The 22940-nt window shown below is 71.1% G+C and carries 15 protein-coding genes; 2 read left to right on the forward strand and 13 right to left on the reverse strand.

Translation table 11 applies throughout. The features are described from left to right. Position 1: 1 nt before the first annotated feature. A complete protein-coding gene (locus KA217_09310) occupies positions 2-532 on the forward strand; it encodes a DUF2058 domain-containing protein (GenBank protein ID MBP7712642.1) in 531 nt (176 codons plus the stop codon). Positions 533-556: 24 nt separating this feature from the next. Here KA217_09310 and KA217_09315 read toward each other — a convergent pair whose 3' ends face one another. The 13 genes from KA217_09315 to lexA all read right to left on the reverse strand — a co-directional run bounded on the left by KA217_09315 (position 557) and on the right by lexA (position 20479). Then, positions 557-1909 (reverse strand): MFS transporter, encoded by a 1353-nt coding sequence (locus KA217_09315; protein ID MBP7712643.1) that lies wholly within the window; start codon positions 1907-1909, stop codon positions 557-559. Then, positions 1903-2625, reverse strand: a complete 723-nt coding sequence (gene pgl, locus KA217_09320) for a 6-phosphogluconolactonase (protein ID MBP7712644.1) — start codon at positions 2623-2625, stop codon at positions 1903-1905. Before pgl ends, KA217_09315 begins: the two co-directional genes overlap by 7 nt. Before the next feature lie 73 nt (positions 2626-2698). Next, on the reverse strand, positions 2699-8524 hold the full coding sequence (locus tag KA217_09325) for a hypothetical protein (protein ID MBP7712645.1): 5826 nt from the start codon (positions 8522-8524) through the stop codon (positions 2699-2701). After that, positions 8466-9617 (reverse strand): hypothetical protein, encoded by a 1152-nt coding sequence (locus KA217_09330; protein MBP7712646.1) that lies wholly within the window; start codon positions 9615-9617, stop codon positions 8466-8468. The genes KA217_09325 and KA217_09330 overlap by 59 nt, the downstream gene beginning before the upstream one ends. A 34-nt stretch (positions 9618-9651) precedes the next feature. Beyond that, positions 9652-10971 carry an HlyD family type I secretion periplasmic adaptor subunit gene (locus KA217_09335; GenBank protein ID MBP7712647.1) on the reverse strand — a complete coding sequence of 440 codons (1320 nt, stop codon included), beginning with the start codon at positions 10969-10971 and terminating at the stop codon, positions 9652-9654. A 7-nt stretch (positions 10972-10978) separates the two neighbouring features. Next, the gene (locus KA217_09340) at positions 10979-13105 is read right to left on the reverse strand and encodes a type I secretion system permease/ATPase (GenBank protein ID MBP7712648.1); all 2127 of its coding nucleotides are present in this window, start codon (positions 13103-13105) and stop codon (positions 10979-10981) included. A gap of 272 nt (positions 13106-13377) precedes the next feature. Next, complete coding sequence (locus KA217_09345) at positions 13378-14436, reverse strand: ABC transporter permease (GenBank protein MBP7712649.1); 1059 nt, start codon at positions 14434-14436, stop codon at positions 13378-13380. 53 nt (positions 14437-14489) lie between these two features. Continuing rightward, entirely contained in the window at positions 14490-15629 is a 1140-nt protein-coding gene (locus KA217_09350) for an ABC transporter permease (GenBank protein ID MBP7712650.1), read from the reverse strand. Next, the gene (locus tag KA217_09355) at positions 15626-17428 is read right to left on the reverse strand and encodes an ABC transporter ATP-binding protein (GenBank protein ID MBP7712651.1); all 1803 of its coding nucleotides are present in this window, start codon (positions 17426-17428) and stop codon (positions 15626-15628) included. Before KA217_09355 ends, KA217_09350 begins: the two co-directional genes overlap by 4 nt. Continuing rightward, complete coding sequence (locus tag KA217_09360; GenBank protein MBP7712652.1) at positions 17425-18501, reverse strand: efflux RND transporter periplasmic adaptor subunit; 1077 nt, start codon at positions 18499-18501, stop codon at positions 17425-17427. The genes KA217_09355 and KA217_09360 overlap by 4 nt, the downstream gene beginning before the upstream one ends. A 131-nt stretch (positions 18502-18632) precedes the next feature. Further along, positions 18633-19283, reverse strand: a complete 651-nt coding sequence (locus KA217_09365) for an alpha/beta fold hydrolase (protein MBP7712653.1) — start codon at positions 19281-19283, stop codon at positions 18633-18635. Between the two features lie 124 nt (positions 19284-19407). Next, positions 19408-19707: a c-type cytochrome gene (locus KA217_09370; GenBank protein ID MBP7712654.1), complete on the reverse strand. Its 300-nt coding sequence runs from the start codon at positions 19705-19707 to the stop codon at positions 19408-19410. A 166-nt stretch (positions 19708-19873) separates the two neighbouring features. Continuing rightward, entirely contained in the window at positions 19874-20479 is a 606-nt protein-coding gene (gene lexA, locus KA217_09375) for a transcriptional repressor LexA (GenBank protein ID MBP7712655.1), read from the reverse strand. Between the two features lie 209 nt (positions 20480-20688). On the opposite strand from lexA, the gene fusA reads away from it, so the two are divergent. After that, entirely contained in the window at positions 20689-22788 is a 2100-nt protein-coding gene (gene fusA / locus KA217_09380; GenBank protein ID MBP7712656.1) for an elongation factor G, read from the forward strand. Positions 22789-22940: the final 152 nt, after the last annotated feature.

Genomic DNA, 22940 nt, shown 5'->3' on the forward strand with positions numbered 1-22940 from the left:
CATGGGCAACTCCCTGCAGGAGCAGTTGTTGAAGGCCGGCTTGGTGAGCGCGCACCAGGCCCGCCAGACCCGAACCGAAAAGCGCAAGCAGGACCGCCAGCCCTCTCGCGGCACGGGGGACGCCGAGCGGCTCGCCGCCCAGAGGGCGCAGGCGGAAAAGGCCGAGCGCGACCGGGAACTGAATCGCCGGCGAGAGGAAGCGGCGCGGCGCAAGGCCGTGGCCGCGGAGGTCGCGGAGATGATCCGGACCCACGCTCTGCCCCGCGCCCAGGGAGAAACGGCCTACCACTTCGTCGACGGGAAGCTGGTGAAACGGATCTACGTCACCGCCGACCAGCACCGCCAACTCACGGCCGGTCAGCTCGCGCTGGCTCGCCTGGGGCAGCGCTATGAACTGGTTCCGCTCGCCGTTGCGGAGAAGATCCGCTCCCGGGACGAGCGCTTCGTCGTCCCCCCGACCACCCCGGGCAACACGGAGCCCGAGGACGACGCCTACGCGGCGTACCGGGTGCCCGACGACCTCATGTGGTAGGGCGGGACGGGCAGGGTCGGACCCTTACGACCCCGAAGGAACTGCGGGCTCCACCGACTCCCGGTTCTCCTGGGCCGACCCATCGGCCTCCTGGCTCGCCCGGGAGGCTTCGACCCGCAGGCGGTAGGTCAGCACCAAGGCGACCGTCAGGAGCACCGCCTCCAGCGCGAACACCGTCGCATAGGCGTGGAAGGCCGCGCCGCCGGTGACCCACAGCATGCCGTCGACCACGGCGCCCCCCATCACGCTCCCGGCCGCCTTGCCGAGGAGGCTCGCCATCCCCCAGACACCCATCAGCAGCCCCGCCCGGATCGCCGTCGCGAAGGTGGCGATGCCGCCCAGCAGGCCCGCCCCCGCCAGGCCGGTTCCGAGTCCCATCACGGCGACCAGCCCCTGGAACCCCTCAGGGCTCCCGAGGAGCCCGGTCGCGATGACGCCCACGAACACGGCCACCGTGGAGACGAGCCCGACACGCAGGAGCAGCAGGTGCCCGGTGACCCTCAGCAGAAAGGCCCCGGAGAGAAGCATGGAGGTGAGCACTCCCAGGCCCCAGTACGCGGTGAGCCGCGTCGTTTCGCTGACCGACAGCCCCAGCACCAGGGCCCCGTAGGGCTCGAGCAGGACGTCCTGGGCGAGGGTGCCCACGAAGGTGCACACGACCAGGAAGAAGAACCGCCGAACCTGAGGGTCCCCCAGCAGGAACCCCCGCAGGGCCTCCAGGAAAGGCGTCGAGCGCGCCCGGGCCGCGGCCTGGACCGCCTGGTCCGAGCGCCGTTCCTGACCGAGAGCGGCGAGGAGCGTCAGCACGAAGGCCAGGGTCACGGCACCGATACCCGCGGCGACAAGCTTTTCCGGCGCGTAGTCCCGCAGGACCGCCCCGAGCCCCCCGGCGCCCGCCACCAGCCCGAACATGGTGGCCACCTCGTAGAGCGTCAGGGCGCGCGAGCGGCCGCTCCCCTCGAAGCGGTCCGCCACCAGCGCCTGAAAGGCGTTGTGGGCGAGGTTGCGGCCAAAGCCGTACACCACGAACATCAGGACCAGACCGGCCATGAGGAGCAGCCGGCTGCCGGGCGCGGCGGTCATGAGCAGCACCGCGCCGGCGAGTCCGAGTCCCGCGAGCAGGGAGCCGGCGACGATGTAAGGCTCGCGCCGGCGTCCGAAGATGGGGTAGCCGTCCGAGCGATAGCCGAGCCAAACGCGCAGGGGGGCCTCCAGAAGAGGCAGCGCGAAGAGGATCCCCACCAGGGTCACCGGCAGCTTCATCTCCGCGATCATGATCCGGTTGAGCGTGCCACCGGCCAGCGCCCCCGTGATCCCGTACCCGAGGGGGAACGCCGCAAGGCGCAGGGCATCCGTCAGCACACGCATCGTCACCATGTCGTCCCGGCTCCGGGGGTTTCTCGCAGGGCGGCCGCCGCAGCCCGGTCCGCCAGGACCAGGGCACGGTCCTGGCTCACTCGTCCAGCGGGGATGGCGGTGTCCACCCGCGCAAGGCGCGCCAGCATCGCCGCCTTCTCTTCCCCCGTCACCACCCACAGCACGCGCCGGGCCCGATTCAGGATGGGATAGGTCAACGTCATGCGCCGCCGGCCCCCGTAGAGGCCTGTCGGGGAGACGTCCCCGTCGGTGACGGCAAGGGCCGGGTCCCCCGGAACCAGGGAGGCCGTGTGACCGTCGGCCCCCAGGCCGAGGTGCACGAGATCGAGCACGGGCGGCGCACCCGCGAGCTCGCGCAGCGTCTCTGCATAGCGGGCGGCCGCCCCCTGCAGGTCCGGGGACTCCACCGGCATGGCGTAGAGATGCCCCGGGGGGAGTGGGGCGTGCTCGAGGAGGCTCTCCTGCAGGTGGGTCAGGTTGCGGTCCGCGTGCCCCGGGGGGGCCACTCGCTCGTCGACCTGCACCACGTGCAGGTGGTCCCAGGGGAGGCGCCTCCCGGCCAGCGCCCGCAGCATGACCCAGGGGGTCCGGCCGCCGCTCACCGCCAGCACGAAGCGGCCACGCGCGGCCACCGCCGCGCGCGCCTCGTCCGCGATGATCTCGGCCGCACGCTCGGCGACTGCTCCCGGCTCGGCCAGCGTTTCGACCCTGATCACGTCGTCCCGGGAACCGTGGCGGGGAGGGGAATGCTGAGCGCCCTTAGCATAACCCCCCTCCCCACCCGATGGCTCACCCGGCAGCGGCGCTCCAGTACGGCGAGACCAGGCTCGCCGCGTCGTCGGGGGCAATCGCGACCGCCGACTTCCAGGAGTCGACCCCCAACGCGCTCGTGAAGCCCGCCATGGCCTGGACCAGCGAGTCGACTTGGCGGGCCAGGAGCGTGGTGCCGTCGTGGAGCACGACCCGCTCGATCTCACCCGCACCCTTGCCGAACCAGCCGAGAACGGTCACCCGGTCGTCCCCGGCCCCCAGGGCGATCGAGAGGTCGGAGTTCGTGCGGGTCAACCCCAGGTCCACCGGGCGGAATCCTGCCCCGAGGACCAAGCGGTCACCCTTGCCCCCTGCGTCGGAAATCGTGTCGGCACCGTCGCCCGCGCGGAAGTAGTAGGTGTCTGCGCCCCGGTCACCCATCAGGGAATCGCTCCCCGGCCCGCCCCGCAGGACGTCGTCCCCTGCACCACCCCAGAGGGCGTCATCCCCGCGGCCCCCGTCGAGCCAGTCGTCGCCCTTGAGGCCCCAGAGGGAGTCGTTGCCTTCGAGCCCGGCGAGGTAGTTCGCACGGGAGTCCCCGTAGCCCTGGTCCGCCCCCGCCGTGCCCTTCCAGACCGAGGAGTACCCATCCGGCGGCGCGTCCTCGTCCACCACCGGGGGCAGGCTGGCCAGGAGCTCCGCAAGAGAGCGGCTCCCGTCGGTGAAGACGACCTGCTCCACCCCATAACCGATCAGGTCACGGCCCACCTCCCGCAGGGGCACGACGAGGCCCTGCTCCAGAGTCTCGCCCCAGCGCAGCGCGATCGCGGCCCGCCCTTCGTGCTCGGCGCGCTCGACGGTGACTTCGCCGGCGGCTGCCCCTACCTGGACCGTGTCGACCTGGCGAGTGAACGGGACCCTTCGCTGGGAGAGCCAGTCCGTGAGGGTGCCGAGCTCCGCGTCCGGGAGCCAGCGCAGATAGTCGAGCACGCCTTCGTAGTCCCGCCACTCCCCGGTCGGCAGGCCACCCTCCAGCATCCAACTGACGGCGGTGCGAGACACCGCGAGCCCATCGTCCTCCACCACGTCGACCCCCGCCTGACCCGCGAAGAAGTGATACGTGTCGGCGCCCTCTCCCCCGCGCAGCAGGTCGCTCCCTCCTCCACCGGCGAGGACGTCGCCCCCACCGAGTCCTTCCAGCGTGTCGTTGCCTTCACCCCCGTAGAGCAGGTCGGACACCCCCTCCCCGCCCGAGATCCCGTCGTCCCCGCCCCTGCCGTCGACCAGGCTCGGGGCGCTTCCGTAAACCGCCCCCACGTGCTCGGGCAGGTCCGTGCCGTAGATCCTCTCGACCCGTGCGGTCTCCGTGGAGACCGGCACCACGACGGGCAGACCCGAGCCACGGCCGACCTCACCCTCGTAGGCCACGTCCACCACCCGGCGCCGAGAGACGCTGCCCCCGTCAGCCTCGCTGGAGAACCCCCCGAGAGGGTCCAGCACGAGCTCAGCGTGGCGCCGGGACTGCACGTAGGCGACAGCCGCGACCCGCGCGGGCGGCGTGGCGCTCGCCGCGAGGTCGGTCGTCACCACCTCCACGCGATACTCGAACCGGGTGCCCGGCGGGGTACCGGTCCAGGTCCAGTACGCACCTTCGCCCGCGTAGGCACCGGGCACGTCGGGGAAATACCAGCCGTCCTCCGTCTGGATCGGCTCGTAGGGAGGGGTCTCGCAGGCGTAGTGCACGATGGCCACCTCGGTCTCGAGGGGTGCGTCGATGCCCGCCCCCACCCGATTGCCATAGTCCGCCTCCCGGGTGAGCCGCGCATACAGGGCCTGCTCGAACGACTCCCAAACGAGTCGCAGCGGGTCGCCCCCCGGCGGGACAGCCCCCAGCAACTCCTCCAGGGGAACGGACGCGCCGCTCGCCAGTTCGAGCGACCAGCGCGCGGGGTCCGCGAAGTAGTCCCGCACCGTCACCGAGCTTGGCACGGGCTCGCCGCCTCCCCCGTCGCCGGTGTCCGGCGCGGGCGGCAGCGTCCAGCGCAGCAGGAGGTCTTCGCCCACGCGCTCGGCGTCCACGTCGGCCGATACCGTTCCGAGGCCGAGCCGCAGGCGGTTGACCTCCCCCGCGGCGCCCGTGTCCCGGACCAGGTCCTGCCCGGCCCCGAGGAGGTAGAGGTCCGCCCCCTCTCCTCCTTCGAGGGTGTCGTCGCCCGCCCCTCCGTCGAGCCGGTCGGCACCCGCCCCGCCCCGCAGCACATCCCTTCCGCCGTAACCGGAGAGCTGGTCGTCTCCCGCGCCCCCCTCGAGGACGTCGTCGTGGGCGTCGTAGCCCTCGAGGATGTCCGCGGCACTGCTGCCCACCTGGCCGAGGGCCGCCCGGGTCAGTTCTTCCGCCGTCCAGCGGGTCCCGTCGGCCCACTCCACCACCTCGATGGAGGGACCGGTCGAGAACCAGTCGGACACGCGCACCTGGAGCGAGCCGGAGGCATCGGTGAGAGCCAGGTCCGAGCCAACCCGGACGGCGACGATCGAGCCCGCTGGCACGCTGGCGCCGAAGGCGACCGTGTCGAGCCCCTCTTCGTCCTCGATCAGGTCCGTCCCGTCGACGGACTCGAAGCGATAGACGTCGTCCCCCTTGCCGCCGTTCAGATAATCCGAGCCTGCGCCACCCACGAGCACGTCACCGCCGGCCCCGCCCACGAGCGCGTCGTTCTGCGCCTCACCGAGCAGAGAATCGTCGCCGTCCTGGCCGAACAGGGAGTCGCTGCCCGCCCCGCCGAGGAGCGTGTCGTCACCCGTTGCGTCCGCCCCTTCCGGGTGGGTGCGCCACTGATAGCGCACGATGCCCGCCGCGACGGTGGCCTCGTACAGGGTGCGGGAGTCCTCCGCGACGGTCGCGGGACACCGGTCGCCCCAGAGAACGTCGCCGCCCTCGCCACCCTCCAGCCGATCGCTGCCCGCCTCGCCTTCGAGGTGGTCCCCGTCGGCGCCCCCGCGCAGGGTGTCGTCCCCCATCCCTCCGAAGAGGCTGTCCCCTCCCTCGCCGCCCTCGAGGACGTCGTCCCCCGCAAGCGCGGCGTCCACCTCGAGGACGATGCCGTAGTCACCCGGCGCGAACCCGTCATTCCCCACAGGCGCGCGCACCGTGCCGGTCGCTCCATCCCAGAGGCCAAAGAGGCCGGTGGCGTCGCCGAACATCCGGTCTGCGCCCGGACCACCGCCGACGCAATCGGCACCCGCCCCCCCGAGCAGAACGTCGGCGCCGTCCCGGTCGAGGATGAGGTCGTCGCCCTCGTCACCCGTGAGCCAGTCGTTGCCCGCGCCCCCCTGCACCCAGTCCCGCCCCTCGTACCCGAAGACGACGTCGTGCTCCGCACCGCCGTCCAGCCGGTCGCCCCCGCCGCTGCCCTGCAGGACGTCGTTCTGCGACCCACCCTGCATCTCGACCCCCACGCCTTGCACGCCCACCTCCAGGAAGCGCGCGTCCAACACGTCGTCCCCCGAGCCTCCGTGGACGACCGCTCCCAGAGGCGCAGGGCCCCAGACGCCCACCTGGTCGTTGCCCCCGTCGGCGAACACGGCCGGAGTGGCGGCGAACGCGGCGGGGCGCAGGGAATACTCGTCGGCCCCGGCGGTCAGATACACGGCAGAGCCCGGTGCGGCAGGACCGCTCACCGCGACCTGGCCGACGATTCCTCCGTCGTGGGTCTGCAGACCCTCCCCGGTCGCGAGCGCTGCGCTCAGGCTGAACGCAGGGACCGGGAACTGGTCGAGCCCGCCGGTGAAAACCGCGAAAACCGCTGCCTCCCGGGTGCCTTCGGGCACGCTCAGCAGCCACTCCCGGGCGCCCACCTTCGCGTCGGCACCCCGGTAGGCCTCGACCGCGGCTCCCACCAGTTCCACCGGCTCCCCCGCGGCCCCGTCGAGGGTCAACCGCAGCGTCTGGCCACCGGGCGCCGCTGCGTAACGCAGGGTCACGGTGTAGGGCAGCACCAGTTCCGGCGATGCGTTGGCAAGCGCCTGCATCGCGCCCTCCAGGGCCAGGCCTCCCGTGCCGGGAGACGCCTGGAGACCCTGCCCGGCCTGCTCCAGCAACCCCCGCACCTCGAGCAGGAACCCGCGTAGCGCCTCCGCACTCGCCCCGAGTGTCGCAAGGTGTCGGCCAACGATCTCCCGGTACTGCTCCGCGGCAGCGCAGCTCACGTCGCCCTGCCAGGCCAGGAGACCCCGCGGGTCGTCGACCCGATACCCCACAACGGCGTTGGCGACGCTGGCTGCCAGACCTACCAGATGTTCCCCCAGCGCGCCGGCGACGTCGCTGGACAGCACACTGCCCTCGGTCCCGAGGAAGTCCGCCACCGACTCCGCCCCCGCCCGGGCCAGGTCCAGGCCGAAAATCAGGGGGTCCAGCCCTCTCTCCTGGGCCCGCTGCCCCAGGAATTGCAGCGTGTCCCCCAGCCAGTCCTCACCCCCCGCGAGGTGTTGGTAGAGTTCGGCACGGGTAGCCTCGTCGCCGCCGAATCCGAGCCCCTGCATCACCGCCCCGACCCGGGTCACGAACGCCTCGGTGGACGCCCCTTCCACGGCCGCCACCCAGAGTCCGGCCCGGAGCAGGGCGTCCCCCCGCGGGCCCGCGACCAGGGCGGCGATCTCCGCATCGAACGAGCCCTCGGGCATCACGCCATCCGCCACCATGCGAAGCATGGACTCCGTCCCGGCCCGGTCTCCCGAGCCCAGCAGGTCAGCGATGCCCGCCGCCAGCACGAGCGCCGCACCCACCCCAAGGACTGTGGCGTTGCCCACGGTGCCGCCAACGAAGCTGATGGCGCTGCGCACCAGGCTCCAATTCGAGAGCGCCAGCAGCCCGAACTGCGCCGCAAAACCCGCGTCGTCGTAGCCGCCGGACTGTTTGAAGTTCTCGATGAACGCGTCCGCAAGCCTCGCGATGTCCGCTGCCGGCGCCACGGCGAGCGAGAGCACGAGCCCGCCGGCCAGTCGCAGCCCGGACTCCAGCGCCGTGAAGTCCTTGTCGTTGAAGAGCCCCCCCAGCGTGGCCGCCACCCACTGGCCGTCGGCGAGGTCCAGGTATGCGGGAGAAGCCGGTCTCGCACCGGACAGCAGCGCCTGCACGCCACCGGCCGCGCCCGCGGCTGCGTACAGCGTGTCCAGCGTGTGCGCCGTCAGGAAATCGAGGGTCGGCGTCGAGCCCGGACCCAGCACGAGCTCCTGCGTATTTCCCCCCACGTGCCCATCTCCGATTCGGGTGACGATGTCGCCCCGCACGAAGAAGTGCGCCGTGTCGACGTCGGAAAAGACCTGGTAGGAATAGCGTTCCAGCGGCCCCGCCGCGAGCTCGCTCGAGTGCTGCGCCAGCGCCTCGATTCCGCCCAGGGAGTTGAAGGTGGTGAGGGTGATGTCGGGGGAGACGACCGGCTGGGACGCTCGCCTCAGCGCTTCGCGATAGGAGTAGCTGAACTCATAGGCAGCATACTGCGCGAGGGCACCACCGAGGGAATGGCCGGTAAAGTGGATCGTGCCCAGCGTAGCGAGACCGCCAAGCTCTCCCAACAACACGTCACGGTGATGCTCCCACTGATCCCATCCCAACCGGACATCTGCATAAGCGTCCTGCAGGTCTTCCGTTCCAGCGAACGCCACGACGAAGTCGAATCGGCCCGTCGCCTGGCCATCGGCATCCAGTACCGCGCGCTCATAGATAGTGACGCGTAGGCCGGTTGCGGGGTCTACGATGCTGCTTCCCGGGCGGCGAACGAATCCTTCCGCAGGCAGCAGGTCATTGACGTCACCGTACGCCTCGCGGCTCGCATCCAGCGCAATCTGGTTGAGGACGTCCCTGTCCATCTGATTTGCCTCCTTGGCATAACTCCAGTACCCGAAGGGTCCGCGTTCGCGGCCTGTTCTGACCCATGTTACGAGCGTAGCCGAAAGCCACACGGCATCCATCAGGAGAAACGGCGGGGTGTCCGGTCACACCATGACTGACGACTCCCGGCAACACCCGCCGCAGCAATCCATCACCTCGATTCCAGATGTAGAGTCCTGCGTCCCCCGGACCCCACTGTCCGGCACCACGATGATGCGCAAAGAGCACCCCATCGCGCCACGGAACGACGTGTCCAAGCCCGAACGACAGGCTGGGCAGATAAGGCATGCATTCCTTTTCCGTCCGTCCGTCTGGCGCAAGCCACCACATCGGCTCGCATCCTTTGCGGCTCCATTCGATGGTGGAACTCTGGTTGATGAATCTCGCCAGGAGATAGGCTCCGCGATACGGCGCATAGTGCACGTGATAGGCCTGCCTCCGCTCTACGGGCAGTTCGACCACTGCGTGGTCCGAACCACGGACCAGCCGGATCGAATTCCTGTCCGTCCACTCCTCACGCTCTGGCCTTCCGAGGTCCAGCACACCGTCCCCGCCCCGCAGAGGTTTCACCTGCTTGCCTGCAGTCTTGTAGGCTGCGTGGTCGAAGAACCCGCAGGTCAGGGGATTGAATTTCACGTCCGGAGCCGCATCCACCTCCTGCTTCGTCTTCCACGGTGTATGGACCTCTTTTCCGAGCTCCCCCGCGTAGCGCTTCTCCTCACCCTCCTCGTGCGCGGCGTAAACCACGCGACCGTCAGCGACGCAGAGCAGGCTCTGCACGTCCCTTCGATAGACGGTCGTCTTCCGTTTCGGGACGTCGAAGATCATCAATGCTTGCCGCAGCTTTCCGAAATCCCTGCCCTCGCGAACGGTCTCACCACCCAGAAACAGCACGCGGTCGTCGTCGAGCCAGTACATCTGCCGGTCGGCCACGGGCGTCCTCGAGTCGATCAGCGTGAAGCCGGGCGCGACGCGGGTGTCGAGATAGCGTTTGCCGGCGAGCGTCAGGGCCAGGACGAGCGCAATGCCCAGGCTCAGCCAGACCTTCTTCGGAAGGGACTCAACGGTCATTTGCAAAAAACCCGGTCGTCGTGGGCACCAACGCTCACCTCTCCCTCAGGCTCTCGTCGCGGTAGCGCAGCAGCGGCTCGAGAAAGAAGGAAATCAGTCGCCGGTCCCCCGTTCTGACCTCGATGGCCGCGGCCATCCCCGGCGTCAGAGGGACCCTGCTGCCGCCGGCCTCCAGGTACTGGGCGTCGAGCGCGACCCGAAGGGCATAGGCCAGACCCTGGCGCTCGTCCCCGACGGCGTCCGCCGACACCCGCGCCACCCGGCCGTGCAGCGTTCCGTAGCGGGTAAAGGGGAACGCCTCGAGCTTGACCACGGCCTCCTGCCCCTCGCGCACGAACCCCACGTCGCGATTTGCGAGCCGCCCCTCCACCTCCATCTCCACCCCCTCGGGCACCACCACCATCACCGGGGAGGTCGGGGTAACGACAGTGCCGGCGCCCGGGACGGCGAGTTGTTGCACGAGCCCCGCAACCGGGGTCCGGACGCTCCGCTGGGCCAGGCGGTGCTCGGCCTTCCGGCGTTCCTCCTCGAGCCCCGCGACCCGCCGCTCCGCCTCCTGCATGCGGGCGAGGACGTCACGTCGAAACGCCGCCTCGAGGGCCCCCCGCCGCTCCTCCGCCAGGCGCACCGAAGCCTCGAGCTCCCCCAGCCGCGCCCTCTGCGCCCGAAGTTCCCCCTCCGCCTCCAGCCGGCCCTGCTCGACCTCGAGATAGGCGTGCTCGGCCGCGAGCTTTTTCTCGGCAAGCCGGCGGGCCGCCTCGGCCCTTCGCGCCAAGAGAGGCACGCTCGCCGCGAGTCCCTTCACGCGCTCTGCCAGCGCGCTCAGCTCTGCCCGCGCCCGCTCGGCCGCCTCGGCATGGGTCCGGGCCTCGGCCCTGTGGGCTTCCCACTCCCCGGCCAGGCGCTCCCGCTCGAGCCAATCGACCTCATCGCTTTCCCACTGGAAGTCTTCCGCCGGGACGTCGCGACGCACCGCGTCCCAAAGCACTCCCAGCCGCGCCCTTTCCCCCCGGGCCAGACGGAGCTCGTGGCCCAGCCGGTCCCGGTCCGCCTCGGCGTCCGTGGGGTCCAGCTCGAGCAGCACCTGCCCCGCCTCGACCCGGTCTCCCTCGGCCACCGCGACCGCGCGAACGACCCCCTGCTCGGCAACCTGGACGCGCTTCACCTCGCCCCTCGGCACCAATTTGCCCGGCGCCACTGCGACCTCGTCCACCCGCCCCCAGCTCGCCCACGCCACGGCCACCACGAGCAGCAGGGCGACCGACGCGGCCGTGGCACGGGCCAGGGGGTGAGGGGGTGAGGACTCCACCTCGAGGAGCGCGGGCAGAAAAGCCTCGACGGCGACCGGCTTCATGTCCCCGTCACCCCGCTGTCTGGTACGCGTAGAGGCTTGCGTACCGTCCGCCTGCGCGGACCAGCTCCGCGTGGGGTCCCACCTCGACGACGCGCCCCCCGTCGATCACCACGATGCGGTCCGCCTGGCGCACGGCACTCAGCCGGTGGGCGATCACGATGACCGTGCGGCCTCGGGCGATGAACCGCATATTGGACTGGATCACCCTCTCGCTCTCGTAGTCGAGGGCGCTCGTCGCTTCGTCGAAGATCAGGATCCGCGGGTCCGTCGCCAACGCCCGTGCGATCGCGATGCGCTGGCGCTGACCGCCCGAGAGCGAGCGGCCCTGCTCGGCAATGAGGGTCTCGTAACCCTGGGGCATGGCAAGGATGAATTCGTGAGCACCCGCCAGTCGTGCGACGTGCACCACCCGGTCGAGAGGCATCCCGGGGTCCGCGAGCGCGATGTTCTCCCGCACGGAGCGGTTGAACAGCACGTTCTCCTGGAGGACCACCCCCACCTGGCGACGCAGCCACAGGGGGTCGACCTGCGCCAGGTCGACGCCGTCCACCCGGACCCACCCGCGCTCCGGGACGTGCAGGCGCTGCACCAGGCGCGCGAGGGTGCTCTTGCCCGAGCCCGAGGGCCCGACCACCCCCAGGACTTCGCCGGGTGCGACCTCGAGCGTCACGTCCTCCAGCACGCGGGGGCTGTCCGGGCGGTAGCGGAAACCCACGCGCTCGAAGGAGACCCGGCCGGCGATCCGCGGGCGCGACCCCGTCGTGGACACACTCGTCTCCTCGGGGACGTTCAGGACGTCCCCCAGGCGGGCCACGGACACACCCACCTGCTGCACGTCCTGCCAGAGCTGGACGAGCCGCAGGACCGGTCCCGTCACCCGCCCGGCGAGCATGTTGAAGGCCACCAGCTCGCCCACGCTGAGGGCTCCTTCCATCACCAGCCGTGCGCCGAGCCAGAGCGTCACCACGGTCACCACCTTGCCCACGAGCCCCGCCGCCTGGCCGGCCACGTTCCCGAGTTGGCCGGCGCGGAAAGAAGCGCGCACGTAGGCCGCGAGCTGGTCCTCCCAGCGGCGCCGGAAATGGGGCTCCACGGCCATGGCCTTGACCGTCTCGATGCCGGAGACGGCCTCCACCAGGAAGGCCTGGTTCTCCGCCCCCCGCGTGAAGCGCTCCTCGACCCGGGCCCGGAGGGCCGGGGTGATCGCCGCCGAGAGCAGGGCGTAGACCGGCAGGCTGGCCAGCACGACCCCGGTCAGCGCGCCGCTGTACGTCGCCATCAGGGCGAGGAACACCGTCGTGAACAGGAGGTCCAGCAGCAGGGTCAACGAAGAGCCGGTGAGAAAGGCGCGCACGGGCTCCAGCTCACGCACGCGGGCGACCGAATCCCCGACCCGCCGGGATTCGAAATAGCTCATGGGAAGCGCCAGCAGGTGACGGAAGACCCGGGCACCGAGCTCGGCGTCGACGCGGCTCGTGGTGTGGGAGAAGAGATAGGTGCGCAGGGCGGCGAGCAGCGCCTCGAAGAGCGACGCGGCGAGCAGCCCCGCGGCCAGCACGTCCAGGGTCGTGAGCCCCCGGTGGGCGAGGACCTTGTCCACCACGACTTGGAAGAACAGCGGCGTGGCGAGCCCCAGGAGCTGCAGGAAGAGGGAGGCGACCAGGACCTCCGCGAGCAGGCCCCGGTATTTCAGCAGCGTGGGCACGAACCAGCGCAGCCCGAAGCGCACCGGCTCACCCGTCAGCCCGGCCCGGCGGGCCACGAGGACAAGTCCCCCGGCCCAGCGGCTTGCGAGACCTGCAGGGTCGACAATCTCGGGCCCGGTCGCGGCGGGGTCCTGAATGAGGACCCGCTCGCCCTCGGCCTTCGCGATCACGAAGAAGCCCCCGTCGCGGCCGACGGCGATGGCCGGCAGGGGCAGCCGCCCGAGCGCGGCGGGCTCCACCGTCAGCGCGCGCGCCCGCAGACCCAGCAACTTCAGCGCCCGCAGCACCTCCAGCGTTCCGGAGGGGCGGTCCACGGGAGCCAGCTCGTGGGCCAGCACCGCGGCGTCGGCGACCACCCCGTGGAGCCTCGCCACCAGTGCCACGCACTGGAACGCGGGGTCGAGCCCGCCTGCCCCTGCCCTTTCCACACCCCCTCCCTGGCTGCCGCACTGCTCCCTGGGTGCGCCCTTGTAGCCCCCCCTCGCGGCAGGGTCAATCGGCCGGAACCTTCACAACCCATTGAAACGACTGGATTTCAAAAAAGACCGGACCCCGTGTCAAAGATTTCCCAAACAACGGACCAAAAGTCTCGACTCCGAGACGTTCCCCTGGACCACGGGACACGGGGCGCGCGAGGCAGGAAGCAGGAAGCAGGACGCAGGAAGCAGGAAGCAGGAAGCAGGAAGCAGGAAGCAGGACGCTACTGCAGACGCCGGCGGAAGAGCCACGTCGCAATCGCCATGGTGACGACCCCGATCACGGCCATCGGCCAGAACTGGGGCCAGAGCTCTCCGGGCGTGAGGTCCTGCAGGAACACGCCTCGCGCGACGACGAGGAAGTAACGCAGCGGATTCACGTAGGTGAAGTACTGCACTGCCTCGGGCATGTTCGAGAGGGGCGTGGCGAATCCGGAGAGGATCACGGAGGGCACGACGAAGAGGAACGCGCCGAGCAGCGCCTGCTGCTGCGTCCGGGAGAACGAGGAGATCATGAGCCCCGTTCCCACGGACGAGAGCAGGTAGAGAAGAGTGCCCAGGTAGAGCATCGGCACGCTGCCGATGAGCGGGATGCGGAACCAGACCGTCGCCACCAGCACCAGGATCGTGGCGCCCACGAGACCCACGACGAGGCCCGGCAGCACCTTCCCGACCAGAATCTCGACCGGGCGGAGCGGAGTCACCAGCAGTTGGTCGAAGGTCCCCTCCTCCCGCTCGCGGGCGAGCGAGAGGGCGGTCACGAGGGTCGACAGGATCAGGGTGATGGTTCCCACCAGCCCGGGCATGAAGAACCATCGGCTCTCCAGATTCGGGTTGAACCAGCTGCGCACCTCGATGCGGGCCGGGATCCCGCCCTGGCCGTGCGCGAGCCGCCAGGCCTCGTTGAAGTCCTGCACGATGCTGGCCACGTAGTTGACCGAGATGAGAGCGGTGTTGGAGTTGCGCCCGTCGACCGCCAATTGCACCTTCGCCCCGCGGCCCGCGAGCAGGTCGCGACCGAAGTCCTGCCCGATGCGCAGGACCAGCGTGGCACGCCGGGAATCGATGACGCGCGCGATGTCGTCCTCCCGCGTGAGCCGGGCGACCTCCTGGAAGGCGCGCGCCCCGGTGAACCGCGCGATCAATTCGCGCGCGGGCTCCGAACGGTCCTGGTCGAGAACCGCGACGGGAACCCCCGACAGGTCGAAGGTTGCGGCATAGCCGAAGACGAGCCCCTGCACGAGCGGCGGAACGAGAAGCGACATGCGCCCGCGGGGGTCCATCCAGAGCGCGAGGAGCTCCTTCCAGAAGAGCGTCAGCACCCGGGTGAGCGTCCTCACAGGCGGGTCCGGGTGACACGCCAGGTGAGGCCGAGGAAGCCCGCGGCCATCGCCGCGAGCGCCGCAGCGTTGGGCAGGATCACGCTCCACACGTCCCCGGCGAGGAAGACAGTGTGCAGGATGGAGATGAAGTAGCGCGCGGCGACCACGTAGGTGATGCCCCGCACCGGGGCCGGCATGCTGCCGATGTCGAAGATGAAGCCGGACAGCATGAAGGCGGGCAGGAAGGTCACCACCATCGCGATCTGCGAAGCGGTGAACTGGCTGCGCGTCTTCGTGGAGATGAGGAGCCCCATTCCGAGGGAGGACAGCAGGAAGAGCGAAGAGGCGGTCAGCAGGACCCAGAACGACCCGACCAGGGGCGCGTGGAAGAGCCACACGGCCATTGCCACCGAGAGGGCGAAGCCACCGAGCCCCAGGACGAAATAGGGGACCACCTTCGCCAGCAGGATCTCACCCCCCGTGACGGGCGTCGCCAGCAGGGCCTCCATCGTGCCCCGCTCCCACTCGCGCGCCACGACGACCGCGGTCAGCAGGGCGCCGATGAGCGTCATGATGATGGCCACCAGTCCGGGCACCAGGAAGTACCGGCTGTTGACCTCGGGGTTGAACCAGATCCGCTGCTCGATCGCGACCGGCTGCTCGAGCTCCGCGCCCGCCTGCCTCGCCTGCTGCTCGAGCCACGCCTGCCATGCGCCGCGCACGTATCCCTCGACCAGGCGCGCGGTGTTGGCGTCCACCCCGTCCACGATGAGCTGGATGCGGGCGCCATCCGGGCGGTTCAGGCGCCGGGCGAAATCCCCCCGCAGGAGCACGATCGCGCTCACTTCGCCGGCGAGCAGGGCCCGCTCCGCGCTTGCCCGGTCCGCCATCACCTGCGGGCGAAACCAGGCGGAGCTCTCGAAGGCCCCGAGGAAGCTCGCCGAATCGAGCGTCGGCTGCTCGGCGACGAAGGCGATGGGAACCGCCCGGGCGTCGAGCGAAACGCCGTACCCGAACAGGAAGAGGAGCAGCAGCGGAAGCAGGAAGGCGATTCCGATGCTGCTCGGGTCGCGCAGGACCTGCAGCCCCTCCTTGCGCATGAGAGCGAGCACGCGGCGCCTGCGAGTCCCGGGGGGCGGCGCTGGCGTGCTCATGCGCGCGGGTCCGGCCTTCCGGACACCAGGCCCACGAAGACGTCCTCCAGGGTCGGGTCGGGCAGCGCCGGCGAGCGGAAGCGCTCCTTCAGCCCCTCGGGGGAGTCCTCCGCCTCGACGCGGCCGGCGTACACGATCCCCATGCGGTCGCAGTACTCCGCCTCCTCCATGAAGTGCGTGGTCACCAGCACCGTGACACCCCCCGCCGCCAGCGTGTTGATGCGCTGCCAGAATTCCCGCCGCGCGAGGGGATCGACCCCCGAGGTAGGCTCGTCGAGGAACACGATCTCCGGTCCGTGCATCAACGCCGCCGCGAGCGCCAGCCGCTGCTTGAAGCCGAGCGGCAGGTCGCCGGCGGCCCGCCCCCGGTAGGGACCGAGCTCGAACTCCTCCAGCACGGCCGGGATGCGCCTGCGCCGCGCGCGCCACCCGAGCCCGTACACGCCGGCGAAGAACTGGAGGTTCTGCTCCACGCTCAATTGCTGGTAGAGGGAGAACCGCTGGGACATGTACCCGACCCGGCCGCGGACCTTCGAGGGTGCGTGCGCGAGGTCGAGACCCAGCACCCGGGCCTCACCCTCGCTCGGGGGCAGGAGCCCCGTCAACATCTTCATGATCGTCGACTTTCCGGCCCCGTTCGGCCCGAGCAGGCCATAGACCTCCCCGGCGGGGATCCGCAGGCTCACACCGCGCACGGCCTCGAAGCGGCCGAATCGACGGACCACGTCGCGCAGCTCGATGACGGCGGTCCCCCCGGCCGGCGAAGGGGCCAGCGGGATCTCCCGGGCAAGGGCGGAAGACCCCACCGGCCCGCTCGCCCTCGCCGCAGGACTCTCTCCCCCCGCCCCCGCCGGCCCTCCGGGCCGTTCGGCCAGCAGGGCGAGGAAGGCGTCCTCGAAACGCGGGGCCACCGGCTCGGCCTGCACCTCCCCACCGCCCGGCAGGGGCAGGGAGACCGCCCCCCGACCCTCTGACACCAGCAGCCGGATGCGCCCGCCCTGCACCGTCGCGTCCAGCACTCCAGGGAGCGCCGCCGCCCGCTGGCGCAGCGCCCGCGCGCCGCCCCCTGCCGTCGGCAGGGCCCAGGTCCGCCCATCGACGCGCTCGCGAAGCTCGGCCGGGCGGCCCCGGTCGAGGATGCGGCCGCGGTGCATCAGCAGCACCTCGTCACAGCGCTCGGCCTCGTCCAGGTACGCCGTGCTCACCAGCACCGAGGTCCCGCTCGCCACCTGCTCGCCCACAATCGCCCAGAGCTCGCGGCGCGCCACCGGGTCGACCCCGACCGTCGGCTCGTCGAGGAGCAGCAGCTCGGGCGGGTGCACGAGGACGCAGGCGAGGCCGAGCTTCTGCTTCATGCCGCCGGACAGGGCGCCGGCCAGGCGGCGGGGAAAGGGGGCAAGGCCGGTGGCTTCCAGCAGGGCGTCGACGCGCTCCGCGCGGCCGGGGCCGGCCACCCCGTGCAGGTCCGCGTAGAGCAGGAGGTTCTCGCGGACGGTCAGGTCCTCGTACAGACCGAATCGCTGGGGCATGTACCCGATCCGGGCGCGCAGGCAGGGCCCGTCCACGGCCGGGTCCAGCCCGAGCACCCGCACCTCACCCGCGTCCGCGACGAGCAGACCGGCGCACAGGCGCATCCAGGTCGTCTTGCCCGCACCGTCCGGGCCCACGAGCCCCGTCACCCGCCCGGGGGCGAGGGCCGCGGTGACACCCTCGAGGGCGACGACGCGCTCCCGGCCCGAGAGAAAGGCCTTGACGACGCCCGTCAGCTCGACGACGGGGGGCGCCGGGCCCACGCTCAGGGTCCCCCGCCGGACCCCGTCGCGAGTGACGACCCCGACGGCCCAGGCGCGCCGGCCCCCGGTCCCGGTCCCGACGCGCCGTCCGGGGCGGACGCCGAGGTGAGGGGGATCCGGACGGTAGCGGGCATCCCGAGGCGCAGCTCCCCGGCGCCCTCAGACACCAGCACCCGCACCTGATAGACGAGGCTGCTGCGCACGTCGGTCGTCTGCACGCTCTTCGGCGTGAACTCGGCGCTGGGAGACACGTAGCCGACCCGGCCCCGGTACACCTTGCCCGGGAAACTGTCCGTGGAGACCTCGGCCAGGGCTCCGGGCCGGATGCGGCCGAGGTCCGGCTCCGAGACGTAGGCCCGCACCCACAGCGGGTCGGTCAGGGCGAGGGTAAGCACCGGCCGCTGGGGGCTCGCCACGTCGCCGGGCTCCAGGACCCGCGCCTGGATCGTCCCGTCCGAGGGGGCCAGCAGGCGGGCATCCTCCAGGTCCTTGCGGGCCGCCGCCACGGCAGCCTCCGCGGCCCGGACCCGGGCCCGCGCCGCGGCCACGACCTCCTGCCGCGGGCCGAGCACCACCAGGCTCACGTTCGCCTCCGCGGCGTCCACCTTGGCCGCGGCGGTGTCGAGTGCGGCCCGGGCGTCGTCCCGGCTCTGCGGGCTCGCGAGCTTCTCCCGGACCAGGCGCTCGATGCGCTGAAAGCTCAGCTCGGCCTCCCGTTGGGAGGCGCGCGCGGCGGCGAGCTCGGCCCGGGCCCGAAGGATCTCCTCGGGGCGGCTGCCGCGCTCGAGCTCGAGGAGCTGCTGTCGGGCGGCCTCGAGCTCCGCCTCCCGCCCCATCAGGCCCGCCTCGAGCCTCACCGGGTCGAGCTCGGCCAGCAGGTCGCCCCGCCGCACGGCGTCCCCCTCCTCGACGAGGACCCGGCGGACACGCTCCTGCACGGTGAACGCGAGCTCCACCTCCCGCAGGTCCACGTTCCCATACAGGGTGAGGACGTCTCGAGGGCGGTCCGCGGGGTGCAGGTAGCGATAACCCAGCACCGCACCGGCGGCTGCAGAAAGCAAGAGGACGGCGACGGCGATGCGTCGGTTCATGGGGAATCCCCGCACGGGGTGGGTCGGCCTGCGGCCAACGGGACTGGGACGGCCCGGGCCAAAGGGCCCGGGGCATCGAGGGGCATCGGTCTACCCATGGGAAGCGAGCGATTGCCCGCTCAGTCGAGCTCCGGTGTGCCGAGGACGTTGTCGAGCCAGGCCAGCGCGAGTCGGGCGGCGAACTCGGCCCGCTGCCCGAGCAACGTACCGAGGTGGCTCGCGCCCTGCAAGCGGATGACGTCGGCGCGCAAGCGGCGGGCCATGGCGATCCCCACATTGGTGGGGACCTGGTCGTCACTCTCGCCGAGCACCGCAAGCACCGGCACGCTGGGCGTCGAGACCCGCACACCCTCCCACAGCGCACGCATCACCGCCCCCGACTCGTCGCGCCAGCGCTCCGGAAGTCCGTCGAAAGGCCGCGGGTCGGCATCGGGCAGCGCCGCCAGGGTCTCCGCGACCCCACGGGTACTCCAGGGCACCACGTCCGGAAACCGCACCGGCTGACGCGGCCAACCCGGGGTCCCCGCGTGGGGCACCCCGCTCACCAGGACGAGGGCAGAGGCCGGCGCGCGGCTCGCCGCGGCCAGGGCGAGCGTGGCACCGAGGCTCGCACCGACGAGAACGCTGTCACCCCCCGACTGGGCGAGGGCCGACAGCACCTGGGCGGCATAGTCCGAAAAGGTGGTGGCGGCGATCCCGCCCCGGGACGGCTCGAGGTCCAGGGCCGACACCTCCCAGCCGGCGGATTCGAACACGGGACGCCAGCGCACCCACTCCCAAGCGCCCGCGCCGCTCCCAGGAACGAAGACTGCCCGCCGAGAGCCATTCATCCGCACGGATGTTCGCAGAAGCCGTGCCCGGGCGCCAAGCGCCCCGGGCACGGTGGTATCGCTCTTACTTCAGGGAGGCGTAGAAGGCCGCCATGTCAGCGAAATCCTGATCGCTGCCGGTGGCAAAGCTCTTCATCATCGGGCTGGGGCGGCTTCCGTCCTTGTACGCCTTCATCGCCGCGACGAACTTGTCCGCGGGCATGCCCGCCAGCTTCGGGTTCGGGCCCATGCCCTCGCCGTTGGCACCGTGGCAGCCACCGCAAGAGGCGGCCTTCGCCTTACCGGCAGCGGCGTCACCGGCAGCACTGGCGCTGATCGCGAACGCAGCCATCGCAACGGCCGCAACAATCGCAAGCTTCTTCATGATTTCTCCTCCAGAACAGGATACCGGGGATACTGGCCGGCGGGGCGGATAGTATCCGAAGAGACCATCAAAAAGCACAAACCTGGGTCATTCTTTCTGAGGCGCATCAGGATTCGCTGTCACGGCCCCCCCCCTCGGCGGGGGCGGAGGCAGGGGCAACGCACGCTCAACGGTACGACCGCATCTGTCCCACCAGCACGCCCTGGACCTGCACCCGGTCCGGCGAATACTCCAGAGGCGCCAGCGCCGCGTTCGCGGGATGCAGCACCACGACGCCGGGGCGTTGCTCGATGCGCTTGAGCGTGGCCGCCTCGCCGTCGATCAGGGCCACCACGATTTCGCCGTTGCGGGCGTGCTCCCGGGACTCCACGACGATCCAGTCGCCGGCGAGGATCCCCTCTTCCACCATGGAATCCCCGCGGACCTCCAGCGCATAACAGCGCCCTCCGCCGTGCAGCCGCTCCGGCACCTCGACCGGCTCGGGATTCGAAAGCGCCTCGATCGGGCGGCCCGCGGCGATGCGCCCGAGCAGGGGCAATCGCCCGGGGCCTTCACCGCTCTCGCGCCGCAGACGCACGCCCCGATGCCGTCCGTCCATGCGCTCGACGAGCCCTCCCTCGATGAGCCCCTGCACGTGCTTGTGCATGGACCCCCGGGAGCTCACGCCCATCGCGCGGCAGAGCTCGTCGAGGCTCGGGGGCGGGAGACCCTGAGCTTCCCGATCCTCGAGGCAGGCGTGGATGTCCCGCTGCCGGCGGGTCAGTGCAGCGATCTGGGGGCGCAGGCTCACGAACGCTCTCCTTCTTGATGGTCACCCGCCAGGGCGAGCGCCTGGCGGGCGGCAACTCTCCGTACGGACAATGATAGAGAACGTATCGAAAACGGGCAAACTCCTCTCACCCGCTACGGGTCCCACGCGCGGCACTGGTGCCCGCGCACCCGCACGGATACCCTGTCGGTCCGCGTTCCGAGTCACCGCCCATGAAACGTCACGACCAGCCCTCTGCCGAGGCCGGGTCCAGCCTCGAGCTCCTGCGCAACATCGGCGTCATCGCCCACATCGACGCGGGCAAGACCACGACCACCGAGCGCATCCTCTATTACACGGGCCGCATCCACCGCATGGGGACGGTCGACGACGGAAACACCGTCACCGACTGGATGGACCAGGAGCGCGAGCGCGGCATCACCATCGTTTCCGCAGCCGTCACCGCCGAGTGGCGCGGGCACCGCATCAACCTGATCGACACGCCGGGCCACATCGACTTCACGGCCGAGGTCCAGCGCTCCCTGCGAGTGCTGGACGGCGGCGTCGTGGTCTTCGACGCCGTGCAAGGGGTGGAGCCCCAGAGCGAGACCGTGTGGCGGCAGGCGGACCGCTTCCGGGTTCCGCGCATCTGCTTCGTCAACAAGATGGACCGCGTGGGCGCGGACTTCGCGCGCACGCTGCACATGATCGAGACACGCCTCGGCGCGACCCCCGTCGCGCTGCAGCTTCCCATCGGGGCCGAAGCGGCGTTCGAGGGAGTCGTCGATCTGGTCGAGGGCCGGGCCTTGCGCTGGCGCGACGAGCTCGGGGCGGAGCCGGAGCACGGGGAGATCCCGCCGGAGCTGCAGGCGGCCGTCCGTACCGCCCGCGCCGCGCTCATCGAGCGGGTGGCCGAGACCGACGACGACCTCCTCGCGCTCTATCTGGACGGTGTCGAGCCGACCCGCGAGCAACTGATGGCGGCCCTGCGCCGGGCGACCCTCTCCGCCCGGCTGTTCCCCGTGCTGTGTGGGGCGGCCCTGCGCAACCGCGGGGTACAACCGGTACTGGATGCGATCGTGGACCTGCTGCCCTCGCCCCTCGACATCGGCGCCGTCCGGGGCACGAGGCCGCGGGACGGGGGCGAGGAAGAGCGCCGTCCCGACGAGCACGAGCCGATGGCGGCGCTCGTGTTCAAGATCGCCGCCGACACCTACTCCGGACACCTCGCCTACGTGCGGGTCTACTCCGGGAGGCTGAAGGCCGGCTCCACCGTGCTCAACGCCACCCGCGACCGTCGCGAGCGCGTCGGGAGGCTCGTGCGCATGTACGCCGACCAGCGCGAGGAGTTGGAGGCCATCGGCGCGGGGGACATCGGCGCCGTGATCGGGATGAAGGGCGTGTTCACCGGCGACACCCTCTCACCCCCCGAGCACCCCATCGTACTGGAGAGCATCGCATTCCCGGAGCCCGTCATCCGCGTCGCGGTGGAGCCGCGCAGCATCGCGGATCACCAACAGATGCAGGCTGCACTGCGGTCCCTCGCGGAAGAAGACCCGACGTTCCGCGTCACCGTCGACGAGAGCACCGCCCAGACCCTGGTCGCGGGGATGGGTGAGCTGCACCTGGAGGTCCTGCTCGACCGGGTGCGGCGCGAGCACGGGGTGCGCATCAACGTGGGCAAGCCGAGGGTGACCTACAAGGAGACGATCACCATGCCGGTCGCGCGGGCCGAGGGAACGCACATCCGCCAGACGGGGGGCCACGGCCAGTACGGACACGTGGTCCTCGACCTCGCGCCCGGCGAGCGGGGCTCCGGACTCGTGTTCCAGAACCGCGTGAACCCGAAAGTGATCCCGCACTCGTTCGTCCCCGCCATCGAGCAGGGCGTGCGCGACGCGGCCGAGAGCGGGCCGTTGGGCGGCTATGCCGTCACCGACCTGCGGGTCCGGGTGGTGGACGGCTCGTGGCACGAGGTGGATTCGACCGACATCGCCTACCGGGCGGCGGCGGCCCACGCCATGCGTGAAGGACTGGAGAAGGGCCTGCCGACGCTGCTGGAGCCGATCTTCCGGGTCGAGGTGATGGTCCCCGGGGAGTACGCCGGGGACGTCATGGGCCAGCTCGCCGCGCGGCGTGTCGCCATCACCGGCACGGAAATGGCGCCCGGCGGGGCGCAGGTCATCCGCGGGGAAGCACCCCTCGCCGAGATGTTCGGTTACGCCACCGACCTGCGCTCAGCGACCCAGGGTCGCGGGGTGTTCTCCATGGAGTTCGTGCACTACGCACCGCTCGATCCGGCCCTCGCCCGCAAGGTGCTGGGACTCGCCTGAGCAGCTGTCGGGGTCCCGGGACCTGTCGCCCCGGTCGGTCTCCTCGGCGAGGAGTGGCCGCCAGGCGATGCCCCGGTGGGCGGTGCCCCGGCCGGGCGCCGAGCGCCCGCCGGGTCTGCAGTGCTTCTGGCGGCTGGGCTTCTAGCGGTATC

Source organism: Gammaproteobacteria bacterium (genome assembly GCA_017999615.1).
Taxonomy (GTDB): domain Bacteria; phylum Pseudomonadota; class Gammaproteobacteria; order JAABTG01; family JAABTG01; genus JAGNLM01.